The 11,204-nt window shown below is 49.9% G+C and carries 12 protein-coding genes; 4 read left to right on the forward strand and 8 right to left on the reverse strand.

Going from position 1 to position 11,204, the window contains the following annotated elements; translation table 11 throughout:
* Positions 1 to 62 precede the first annotated feature (62 nt).
* Positions 63 to 1,037 (forward strand): hypothetical protein, encoded by a 975-nt coding sequence (locus tag G8768_RS08470; RefSeq protein ID WP_166848507.1) that lies wholly within the window; start codon positions 63 to 65, stop codon positions 1,035 to 1,037.
* Positions 1,038 to 1,046: 9 nt separating this feature from the next.
* On the opposite strand, the gene G8768_RS08475 is transcribed toward G8768_RS08470, so the two are convergent.
* The 4 genes from G8768_RS08475 to G8768_RS08490 form a co-directional block, all read right to left on the reverse strand.
* Complete coding sequence (locus tag G8768_RS08475) at positions 1,047 to 1,784, reverse strand: tetratricopeptide repeat protein (RefSeq protein ID WP_166848505.1); 738 nt, start codon at positions 1,782 to 1,784, stop codon at positions 1,047 to 1,049.
* Between the two features lie 207 nt (positions 1,785 to 1,991).
* The gene (locus G8768_RS08480; protein ID WP_166848503.1) at positions 1,992 to 2,384 is read right to left on the reverse strand and encodes a RidA family protein; all 393 of its coding nucleotides are present in this window, start codon (positions 2,382 to 2,384) and stop codon (positions 1,992 to 1,994) included.
* Positions 2,385 to 2,415: 31 nt separating this feature from the next.
* Positions 2,416 to 3,579 (reverse strand): acyl-CoA dehydrogenase family protein, encoded by a 1,164-nt coding sequence (locus tag G8768_RS08485; RefSeq protein WP_166848501.1) that lies wholly within the window; start codon positions 3,577 to 3,579, stop codon positions 2,416 to 2,418.
* Positions 3,580 to 3,591: 12 nt separating this feature from the next.
* Positions 3,592 to 4,422, reverse strand: a complete 831-nt coding sequence (locus G8768_RS08490) for an enoyl-CoA hydratase family protein (protein WP_166848499.1) — start codon at positions 4,420 to 4,422, stop codon at positions 3,592 to 3,594.
* A gap of 266 nt (positions 4,423 to 4,688) precedes the next feature.
* Here G8768_RS08490 and G8768_RS08495 point away from each other — a divergent pair, with 266 nt between their 5' ends.
* Positions 4,689 to 5,450 (forward strand): SDR family NAD(P)-dependent oxidoreductase, encoded by a 762-nt coding sequence (locus G8768_RS08495; RefSeq protein ID WP_166848497.1) that lies wholly within the window; start codon positions 4,689 to 4,691, stop codon positions 5,448 to 5,450.
* A 212-nt stretch (positions 5,451 to 5,662) separates the two neighbouring features.
* On the opposite strand, the gene G8768_RS08500 is transcribed toward G8768_RS08495, so the two are convergent.
* Positions 5,663 to 6,160, reverse strand: a complete 498-nt coding sequence (locus tag G8768_RS08500) for a MaoC/PaaZ C-terminal domain-containing protein (RefSeq protein WP_166848493.1) — start codon at positions 6,158 to 6,160, stop codon at positions 5,663 to 5,665.
* The gene (locus G8768_RS08505) at positions 6,153 to 6,608 is read right to left on the reverse strand and encodes a MaoC/PaaZ C-terminal domain-containing protein (protein ID WP_166848490.1); all 456 of its coding nucleotides are present in this window, start codon (positions 6,606 to 6,608) and stop codon (positions 6,153 to 6,155) included. The genes G8768_RS08500 and G8768_RS08505 overlap by 8 nt, the downstream gene beginning before the upstream one ends.
* A gap of 282 nt (positions 6,609 to 6,890) precedes the next feature.
* Here G8768_RS08505 and G8768_RS08510 point away from each other — a divergent pair, with 282 nt between their 5' ends.
* Entirely contained in the window at positions 6,891 to 7,973 is a 1,083-nt protein-coding gene (locus G8768_RS08510) for an HDOD domain-containing protein (RefSeq protein ID WP_166848487.1), read from the forward strand.
* A gap of 192 nt (positions 7,974 to 8,165) precedes the next feature.
* A complete protein-coding gene (locus G8768_RS08515; protein WP_166848484.1) occupies positions 8,166 to 8,564 on the forward strand; it encodes a hypothetical protein in 399 nt (132 codons plus the stop codon).
* A gap of 120 nt (positions 8,565 to 8,684) precedes the next feature.
* Here the strand turns inward: G8768_RS08515 and greB are convergent, their stop codons facing one another.
* Together greB and G8768_RS08525 are read right to left on the reverse strand one after the other, a co-directional pair.
* A complete protein-coding gene (gene greB, locus G8768_RS08520; RefSeq protein ID WP_166848481.1) occupies positions 8,685 to 9,182 on the reverse strand; it encodes a transcription elongation factor GreB in 498 nt (165 codons plus the stop codon).
* Positions 9,182 to 11,182 (reverse strand): S9 family peptidase, encoded by a 2,001-nt coding sequence (locus G8768_RS08525; RefSeq protein WP_166848478.1) that lies wholly within the window; start codon positions 11,180 to 11,182, stop codon positions 9,182 to 9,184. Before G8768_RS08525 ends, greB begins: the two co-directional genes overlap by 1 nt.
* Positions 11,183 to 11,204: the final 22 nt, after the last annotated feature.

Here is an 11,204-nt window from a genome sequence, read left to right on the forward strand (position 1 = left end):
CTTTAAAAATAGATCCTTCGACACTATATCCTTACTCTCGTTAGACAGAGTAAGGATTTTTTGTGCATTCTCCTTTATTGCATTACCCATTAAAAGATATCAGTAATGATAACTTAAGGCGTTTATCTGACGCCGTTTTACAGAGCTATTGTTTTGAGGGCCTGGCCAACTTTGATAAAGAAGCCGCTCTGGAGAATGAGCGTACAGATCTGTGGTCATTGACGGATGATGATAATCCCGAAAGCTTGCAAGGAGTTCGTGAACGTCGAGGCTTGGGCGCTGATGTTCAGGATGAAGAGCTGATGGCCCGAGTATTCGAGCTGGAAAATGGAGGCTTGTTGTTGGCGAATGTTTGTCGAAACGACGCCGACGAGACTTTAATTGAGGTGTTCAGCACCGAGGTTCACGATAAAACGTTTTTTGACAACTGGGCCGGCTACTTAAAGCAGTTTTTCTACTGGGCCAATGCCCGGTATTTTGTGTGCTGGCCGCGAGTAGGAAGTGAAGGGGCCAGGCAGCTGTCCGAGATTGAAGGCAGCTATATGGCCGATGGCTTTTGGGCCGGAGCAATGAAGAATATTCCTCTGGTGCAGAATCATGCCCTAGAGTTCCGCCCGTTTTCGATGGCTGAAGATTGGGAATGGTATGAGCGTGAGTATCAAGCATTTCTGGAGCAGAACCCCAAGTTTAAATACATCGTCCCCATATCCGATGAGGAAGAACTGGAAGAAGCTTGTGAAGAGGGCTTATGCGATATCGCCCTTTATAAAGGAGAGAAGTTGGGCATGGTGATGGCTGAGAGCAGTGCCGAGCTGGGCTTTGACGGCGTGATGATCAGCGATATTTTTATTGCCTCGGCATTCCGAGGCAAAGGTTTTGCCTCTTCCCTGCAAAGAGGCTTTTTGGCGAGCCGGAACGAACAATTTGCTTTTGTTTGCGGTTACATTGATGCGCGTAATCCGGCTTCGTTTTCCAATGCGCGAAATCAGGGGCGCGCGCTGCTTCGACAGGAATGTTATATCCCAATCAACGGATGAAGAATATTTCTAATGTCTGAGTTCTGACTTCGCTTGATTAATAATGGTTTTATGTAGATCGCGATAGTGATGGCTCTGTGATTGAGCAGAGCTGACGATTTCAGAGAAAATCTTTTGTGCTTTGTTTCCAGCGTTATTGGCGGAAAGAAATTTGGCGTAGTAATAGGCTGCGTCAGGGCCCGTATAATACGAATAGAGTGTTTCATATTCATGTTGGGCATCGCTCACTTTATCCAGGCGGTCCAGAGAGCGAGCGTACAGCAGGTGGGCATCCTGATGTTTGAATTCCGGATTCTTCTCGATCAACTCATCGAGAATGCGTTGGGTATCTGCCGCATTGCCTAAGCCAAATTCGGCTTTCGCCAAGCCAAACATCAGGTTCGGATCATCGGCCAAGGGGCCCTTCAGACATTTTTCAAAGAGTTGTTTGGCTTCTTCATAGAGACCTTTTTCCAGGCAGGCATTGGCCAGGTTCATGGAATTTTCCACGGTATCTGATTGCTGGTAGCGAGCTGAAGCGTCGTTAATATCTTTATTTGGATTGAGCGCTTCTTTTACTTTTTGGCTGGCCCTGCGGCCCTGACGGGTATTACCAAGATCGGGCAGGACTTCCAGGAACAGGTAGGCCAATATGCCGGCCATGGGCAGCATCAACACAATCCATATCCAGGTTGTGCTGCGTCCGGTTTTCACGATGTGAACCACAAACGCAAATTGAAGCAAAACCGATAATATAAGGTAAACCATGCCCGAAACACTCCTTCGTCGGCAAAACGTCTATTGAAGACCAATAAGAGTTTGAATTCTATCGAACGTCAGTACGATATTCACCCCGAAATGTAGGGATTTATGGGGTTTGTGAGACGTGTTTCCAGATTCAGCTTCTGAAAAGGCAAAAGGCTGTACGAAAGGGAAAAAGCAGCCTGAGTTCCATTCAAGCTGCAGGGCAAACGCTTACTCTTCAATAACAGCCGTTGCTTCAATTTCAACTTTGGCTTCGTCTTCCATCAAGGCTGAGACTTGCACGACTGCCATGGCGGGAAAATGGCGGCCGAAGCAATCGCGATAGGCCGCACCGATTTCTTTCAGGGAAGAAAGGTAAGCTTTCTTGTCTGTGATGTACCAGGTCAAGCGGGTAATATCGCTGGGCTTGGCACCGGCTTCGGCCAACACCGCGACGATATTTTTAAAGGTCTGATGCACCTGTTCGGCAAAATCGCCGCTGGGAAACGTCTCGTTTTCATCCCAGCCAATTAAACCACCCGTGAACACCATGCGACCTTGGGCTGCAACGCCGTTGGCATAACCCTTTGGCTTGACCCAATTTTCTGGCTGTAAAAATTCCATACTGATACCTGCTTATAAAATAGTGCGAGCCTTAGTGGCCTTCGTTCATGAGTGTTTGTTTGGCAATGATGAGTTTCTGTACTTCTGAGGCGCCTTCGTAAATACGCAGTGCGCGTACTTCGCGGTACAACTCCTCGACCGGCATGCCGACGGTTACACCTAAACCGCCGAACAGCTGGACTGCCGTATCGATGGCTTTTTGTGAGGCTTCGGTGGCATACAATTTGGCCATGGCGGCTTCGCGAGTGACTCGCTCAGCGACGCAGTCCTTGGTCCAGGCGGCCCGGTAGATCAGCAGGGCAGAGGCATCGATATCCAGAGCCATTTCCGCCAATTGAGTTTGTACCAGCTGCAGATCAGCCATCGGTGCACCAAACAATTCACGGCTGGTGGTGCGGGCAATGGCTTCATCCAATGCGCGGCGCGCAAAGCCCAGTGAGGCAGCGCCTACGGTTGAGCGGAAGACATCGAGAGTCGCCATGGAAATTTTGAAGCCTTCGCCTTCATTGCCCAGCAATTTGCTCTTGGGAATTTTGCAGTTCGTCATTTTCAGGCGCGCCAATGGATGCGGCGCACACACTTGAATGCGTTCGGCAATTTCCAAGCCCTCGGTGTCAGCGTCGAGAATCATGGCGCTGATGCCCTTGGCTCCTGTGCCGCCGGTACGGGCAAACAGCACGTAGTAATCGGCAATGCCACCATTGGAGATAAAGGTTTTTTCACCGTTTACGATGTAGTGATCACCAGCATCTTCGGCACTGGTGCTCATGGCGGCCACATCGGAACCTGCGTCGGGTTCCGTCAAGGCAAAAGCGGCAATCTTGCGCCCTTCGCGCACCGCTGTGAGGTATTCCTGTTGCAGGGCATCGCTGCCAAACAAACTAATGGAGCCACTGCCCAGACCCTGCATGGCAAATGCAAAATCAGCCAAGCCGGAGTAACGACCAAGGGTTTCACGAATCAGGCACAGGGAGCGCACATCCAGCTTCTGGCCTTCGCTGCGCAGAGCAACGGCGTAATTCAGCCAGCCACCTTCCGCGAGCTTTTGTACCAGCTCTTTACATTCATCATCGACATCAGGACCGTGGTGGGGATTGCTATCGATATTGTCAGCAGCCCAGGCATCCAGAGTCTCAGCCAATTCACGGTGCTGAGGTTCTAAAAAAGGCCAGCTTAAATAGGATTTATCACTCATAGGGGCCTCTCCTTAGTTGCCTTCAAAAACCGGCTTTTGTTTTGCCACGAAAGCGTTATAGGCGCGGGTAAAATCTTCGGTTTGCATACAAATCGCCTGGGCTTGTGCTTCGGCCTCAATAGCTTGGTCGATGCTCATGTTCCACTCCTGATGCAACATGGTTTTGGTGATGCCGTGGGCGAAAGTGGGGCCTTTCAGAAGGGAGTGAGCCATGTCTTCGGCGGTTTGCAGTACTTCTTCCGGTGCGACCAGGCGATTAAAAAAGCCCCAGCGCTCACCTTCCTCGGCACTCATCATGCGACCGGTGTACAGTAGATCTGCGGCGCGGCCTTGACCAATGATGCGAGGCAGAATCGCACAGGCACCCATATCACAACCGGCCAGACCAACGCGGGTAAACAGAAAGCCGGTTTTGGTGCGCTCGGTGCCGTAACGGAAATCCGAAGACATGGCGATGATGGCACCAGCGCCAACACAAATACCGTCAATGGCGGCAATAATGGGCTGTGGGCAGGCGCGCATGGCTTTAACCAGATCGCCGGTCATACGTGTGAAATCCAACAGGCCGCGCATGTCCATTTTGGTCAGCGGGCCGATGATGTCATGCACATCGCCGCCGGAGCAGAAATTATCTCCTGCGCCGGTAATCACCACCGCTTTCACGTCATCCACGTACACCAGATCGCGAAATAGATCGCGCAGTTCGGCATAGGATTGAAAGGTCAGTGGGTTTTTACGCTCAGGAATGTTCAGGGTAATGGTGGCCACACCTTCGCTGTAGCTCCAAAGAAAATGCTCTGGCTGATATTGGCCGGGATCAAAGCGGTTGGCGTCTCGAATCATGATGGGCCCCTTGTTCTGCTCGCTTGTTGTTTATAGCTGTTGTTTATTCTTTTGCGGTATAGCTACCGGCAAAATAAATTAATACGGAAAATATTTACAAGTAAAGTAATAGTTTGTATGGTTTTAATCAAGAGCTTGGGGCAAGATTGGTTGAATATGTCAATAAATGAGGCATTTTGGGCTTAAATGCTCCCAAGTAGTGGTTTCCTTACCTCCGCCCGGGTCCTTTATGGGCTGTTTTGCGGGGCTAACACAGTAGAACAGTAATGAGTTTGGATAATAAGCATATCGTAGTAACCGGCGCTTCCAAGGGGATTGGTGCAGCTATTGTTGATGCGCTGGCGGCACAGGGTGCGAGAATCAGTCTGATGGGGCGCAGTCTGGCCGGTCTGGAAGCAAAGGCTGAAGGGTTGCCCAAGGCCCAATGTATTGCCGTAGATGTAATGGACCCCGACGCCGTGTGTGAAGGCTTTGCCAAGGCTCGAGAGGGCTTCGGGCCTATCGATGTGTTAGTGAATAATGCCGGTCAGGCGGCGACGGCACCTTTCCATAAAATGGATAAAGCCACCTGGCGTCAGATGATGGGCGTTAATCTCGACAGTGTCTTTTTCTGTTGCCAGGAAGCCATGGCCGATATGCGTCCAGCTAAATCGGGGCGCATCATCAACATTGCCAGTACAGCAGCCCTGAAAGGCTATGGTTATGTGTCGGCGTACGTGGCAGCCAAGCACGGTGTACTGGGCTTAACCCGGGCATTGGCTATGGAAACGGCGCAACATGGCATCACCGTCAATGCGGTTTGCCCGGGTTACACAGAAACGGAATTGGTGCGCGATTCCATTCAGACCATTATGGACAAAACGGGTCGCAGTGAGGAAGACGCTCGCGCGGAACTGGCCAAGAGCAACCCACAAGGGCGTTTGATTCAGCCTGAAGAAGTGGCCAATACTGTCTTGTGGCTATGTCAGGATGGCAGTGATTCCATTACCGGGCAGGCTATTGCGGTTGCCGGTGGTGAGGTGATGTAGCTGGGTGAAGTGATGTAATTGGAAATCCCGCAGAGCGGAAACGGTCTCATGGAGTAGATGGAGTAAAAAGAAGAACGGGCTTTCTTTTCAAGGTGAAAATCTTCACCCGCCGTTTACGAAATGTTGATGTGTCGAAGAGCTTTATACCCAAGTCCGATATAAAGCTCTTTTTTGGTTTCCCGATCTGGTTGTTAAGGAAGCTTACCCTAACATTACGCTCGATTATCTGGATTCAATTCCGCCAAAATATCAATTTCAAAGGTAAACACTAACTCTCCATATTGGTTGTATGCTTCGTTGCGACTGCGAATAATACCCCATTGTCCGCGTACAATTTTTTCCAGTTTGTCGGTAATTTCATAAGTGTATGTGAGTGTGTGTCCTGGGCGAACGGGTTTTAACCACTTCATATTCTGGAAACCAACCCCTGCACCATTACGGCGACCATCACGCACACCGGTAGCGTAACGTTCCATATAAGTGACCATCAGCTTCATCCAGATAGCACTGATGTGCCAGCCGGAAGCGACAAGGCCGCGATAGCGAGTGCCCAGGGCGGCTTCTGGATCCGTATGATACGGCTGAGGCGCGTAACGTTTTCCGAAATCAATAATTTCTTTTTCGCCAAAGGTGTGGCTGCCAAAGACGTGAAATTCCCCTACCGGAATGTCTTCAAACCAGCGGCTGCGAAAGACCAGTTGTTCAGTCATTGCGGCTGTCTCCTTCGTTTTGGTAGGCCACCATAATTGGACTGCTTAAACTCATTACGCATTTTTCTTCCTGATTATAAACGCTGATATTACAGATCAGATCGCCATAGTCCTGGTGTTTGGTTTTGTCTTCGATAGTGATGTCAGCATGCAGCTGATCATTGGCAAACACCGGCTTTAACCAACGAAGTTGTTCCACGCCGGGAGAGCCTAGCGCCATAATGTTTTCCTGATTCAGGGTGTCGGCTAATAAGCGCATCATCAAGGCACACACTTGCCAGCCACTTGCGCACAATCCACCAAAGATAGATTCATCGGCGGCTTCACTGCTGAGGTGAAAAGGTTGAGGGTCGAATTCTGCAGCGAATTCCAGAATGTCCTTTTTATGCAGGGTAATCGGTCCGGCGCGGTAATGTTGGCCAATGGGAATATCTTGCCAGTATTGCATGCTTTGCTCTCGGTGTTGGCAGACAGTGCTCAGGTCTGTATTGGCTGTGAGCCGCGTGGTATCTGGGCTTCACTTTGCGCATTGTTCAATTATGGACTAGCCTAAAGTGCACATGTTCTGCATATATTGTTGTTTGGCGCTTACTATATCGGTGCTTCCGACAATAGGTCAATTGAACCCGAAAAGGGATTTTCTCTGCAAAACACAGACTTAGAGGACGAAGCGGGCAGTTGGCAACACTGAGGTGCTGGCGGATTTTGCTGCCTGGACAACGGAGACCAGATGGGACTTTGGGCAAAACTGAGTACATTCTTTCATGAGCGAGAAGAGGTAACGGCGGTCGCCAATCTCGCCATGCCCAAAGAAAGTGAGTCAGCTCAGGAAAAGCGGCTGCTCCTGAAATGCGAACAAAATGGCTTGCCTGATTTTTCTCATGTCGAGGCCGAACATTTATATCTTTGCGCCTGGCTTGAAATTGATTCTGCCAAAGAATTGCAGCCATCTATTCCCACGCCGTTAAAATTGAAGTTGCTTGACGAGGCTTATCGTCAGGCAGCTGTCCCTCGTTTGCCAGCGGTGCTGCCTAAGCTCATGCGTGCATTGCGTGATCCTGAAGTTACCGCTCGCGACTGTATTGAGTTAATCAGGCAGGATGCGGCTCTATTGGCTTCGGTATTGCAGATTGCCAACAGCAGTTTTTATCGTCCGGGTGGGGGCGAGGCTCTGGATATTGAGCAGGCAGTGGTCAGCCTGGGCATTGAAGGTTTGCGCCGAGTGGTCTGTGCGGCTTTGGTTAAGCCGATTGCCAAAAGAGCCGATACCCACAGCGAACATAAAGGTGGCGATATCTGGCAGTACAGTTTACGCACGGCATTGGCTGCTGAAGCTCTCGCCCATGTTCATGGCGTAGACAGCTTTGTAGCTTACTTATTGGGGCTGTGTCAGGGGCTGGGTTATACCACGCTCTACAATGAGTTTTTAAAACATTGGCGCGAGAACAATCGCGTTCCCGATAACCGAGCGATTGCCGAAGCCTGTCTGGTGTTTGGGAATGAGCTCAGCGCTGAAATTGTTTCCGATTGGCCGATGCCCGATGAGCTGGGTAAGCAGCTTATGGCTTTCGCTGAATTTTCCAAAGCCGTACACGAAGAAAAAGCGGCAGAGCGTTCCGGTACCTATGCCGGTACTTGTGCCAGTACTTATGTCGGTACCTATGTCACCCTTCTTCAACAGGCGGTCTATATCAGTCGCTTGTATTCCCTGGAGCAGCAAGGTCTACTGCCGGAAAATCTTTGGGAGCAGCTGTGTGAAGGTGGCCACTTACCTTTGGGCTTGTTGGGCCAGTTGTCCGAGAGTTCTTTTTGATTTAACGTTCCTGCCTGAAAACGTCTTTGATTCCCGCACGATTTACACCGCCATAGGTATGATTCAGTGGCAGTTAATACTAATGGCTCTAGCATTGCCCCAAGTCCCATATAAGATGAGCCTTGCTCGCTGTTATCACCGATGAATCGGGGTAACGGCCAACAGGAAACCACATTCATAGGATAGATAATTATGAAAACATTGATGACAACTCTCCTTGCTGTTTTGGCGCTATCTCTCAGTTCTTTGGGTTACAGTAAGGACTGTAAAGGTCAGAGCCAATCGGCCTGCGGCAAAGGTGGAAGTTGTAGCTGGGTAGAGGGCTACAAAAGAAAAGATGGCAAGAACGTCAAAGGTTATTGCCGTGCCGCCTCTGGAAAGGCCAAGAGTTCGCTCTCCGCAAAAAGCAAATCTGCTGAGAAAAAAGCAAAGTCCAGCACTTCCAAAGCGAAAACCAAAAGCAAGGATAAAGCCAAAGGCAAAACTGAGTTGGCTGAAGCTAAAGCCAAATCTAAAACCAAAGCTAAATCGAAAAGCAAGGCCAAGAAAAAGTCTAAAAACAAAACCGCTAAGTCAAAAAGCAGTAAGTAAGCGATAGCCGTTAGCAAGCAATAAGTTAACAGAACATCAAACAGTAAATCTTTTAGTCGTTATAGCGCTCCAGTGTTCCCTCAAGCCTGGAGCGCTATATTTTAATGCGATCCACGCTCGCTATTCATAATCAATAGCGACAATATAAAAAACCTCTTCGCCTTCGGGCTTCCTCAATATCACTTCATCATCGAGTTTCTTACCTAACATGGCTTTGGCCAGTGGTGAGTCCATGCTGAGTTTACTGTCGGCGACATTAAATTCATCGGGGCCCACAATGCGAAAGCGTTGTTCTTCGCCGTCTTCGTCCTCAATGGTGACCCAGGCGCCGAAGAATACTTTATCTCGTTCGGCAGGTGCGCGATCGACAATGGTCAGTTCGTCCAGGCGCTTACTCAGAAAGCGAACACGGCGATCGATTTCACGGAGGCGGCGTTTACCGTAGATATAATCACCGTTTTCCGAGCGATCGCCATTTTTTGCTGCTTCATGTACCACATTAGTTACCTCTGGGCGCTCAACTTTCCATAGGTGGCTGAGTTCCGCCTGTAAAGCATCAGCACCTTCGCGGGTAATATAGGGTGAACCTTTGCGGCTTGGTGGTCGCCAACGCCCCATCAGTTGGTCTCCAGGTTCAAAATATTAACGGCGTTGATAGAGTCTGCTTCTAGATCCGGGGCGTTGAAATCAAACAGGCGGCTATAGAAATACAGTTCACCTTCCAGTGCAGTAACAATGGCTTCTGCACCTCTAAAGCCGTGGCCTTCTCCTTCGAAGGGAACATAGGCAACGGGAAGTTTTTTATTGTTTAATGCTTCAAGCATGGCTTCCGCCTGATTCGGTGGCACCACTTTGTCCTCAAGTCCCTGAAAGAAAATAGCCGGGCAATTCAGTTGTTCGACGTGGTTAATCGGTGAACGTTGTTGATAAATCTCTTTGGCTCCTGGATAGGGGCCAACCATGGAATCGAGGTAGCGTGCCTCAAATTTATGGGTATCACGAGCCAGAGTTTCCAAATCGCCAATGCCATAGTGGCTTGCGCCGGCGGCGAAGGTTTCTGCAAAGGTCAGGGCGGCGAGCACGGTATAGCCGCCTGCGCTGCCACCTTTAATGCATAAACGTTCTGGATCGGCGAGACCTTTATCCACCAGGAACTGGGCGCCCGCACAGACGTCTTCCACGTCTTTAATTCCCCATTGGCCTTTCAGGCTATCGCGATAAGGGCGACCATAACCGGTGCTGCCGCGATAGTTGATATCAAAGACCGCAAAACCTCGGCTGGTCCAGAATTGAATTTTTACGCTCAATGCCGTCTCGGTTGCGCCCGTTGGACCGCCATGGCACAAGGCGATCAGTGGGGCTTTTTCATCGGGCATGGCTTGGTATTCAGGATTGCAGGGCGCGTAATAAAAACCGTGTGCGGTCTCACCACCGGCTGCAAAGCTCAAGGCCTGTGGAGCAGAAATATATTCGGGCTCGATATCCGAGCTGCTACTGGTGCAAACCTGGCGGATAGTTTGGTTCTGCCATTGGCAAAGTTGGCTGGCACTTTGACTATTGGCAGCGAAAAACAGAGCGCGGCCTTCCGCACAATTGATCATGGAAATATCATCGTAAGGGCTTTCGATGTTCTTCAGGGTTTTCGTATCGATATCCAGCTCGCCCAGTTGCCAACGTCCGTCTTGTGTATAACAGCAGGCAATGGTGTTGTTGTTCAAAAAGCCATAGCAGCTCATACCGAACACCCACTGGGGTGTGGCAAATTCTGCTTCCATGGGCTGCAAGGCGTCCAATTTTTCCGTGTCGAGGGAATAGCGATAGAGGTTCCACCAATCGCTGCAATCGGACACAAAGTATAGGTTTCCATCCGGGCCGAAACTCGGTTGAAAAATGGATTCCTGTTGAGCTTCCAAAGTTGGGGTGTCGATTGCAGAAACTCTTCTCTGGTTTTTTACCCCCCCTTGATCATCAAGTTGCACAACATAGCACTCTGTTGCATCCCAGGGCATATTGGGATGATGCCAGCAAAGATAACTCAGGTTTTTTCCGTCCGGGCTGAGGCAAGGATTTGAGTAAAAATCGGCACCGCTGAATAAGGTTGTAGTACGTGCGTCGGGTGCGCCTGCAATATCAATACTGACGATGGTGTTTTCCGGTTCATGGCCTTCATCGCAGCGCGCATGATCTTCCGAAACGGCAATTAAGCGCTGGCGTTGTGCATCCCAAAGTAAATCGGCAAAACGAGTGTGTTCCAGTTTGGTAATTCGTTCGATGTCTTTGCTCGTCAGGCATAAACGATAAATATCCTGATCTTTGGCGTTTACAAAAAATACGGCATTTCCGGCAATGCAGTAGCTGGCGCCACCGTATTCGTGGCAAGCCGATCGCACACTGAATGGGCTGGGGCTCAGGTCCTCTGTTTGTTCAGGATTATGTTGAGGGGCTCGAACCAGTACCGAGCGGCCTTTTTCCTGTGGGCGACCTTCAAGCCAGTAATTGTAATCCTCATGAACGCGTGGCTCGCTCAAACGAACACTGTCAGCGACGAGAAGCGACGCAGAAATAGGAGAAGCCCAGCTGCCGCAGGGCGCAGCAATTTTATGGTTTGAATGTGTCATAAGATATCTGTCTTTCTAAATG

This window comes from Pseudoteredinibacter isoporae (assembly GCF_011602085.1).
GTDB classification, from domain to species: Bacteria; Pseudomonadota; Gammaproteobacteria; order Pseudomonadales; family Cellvibrionaceae; genus Pseudoteredinibacter; species Pseudoteredinibacter isoporae.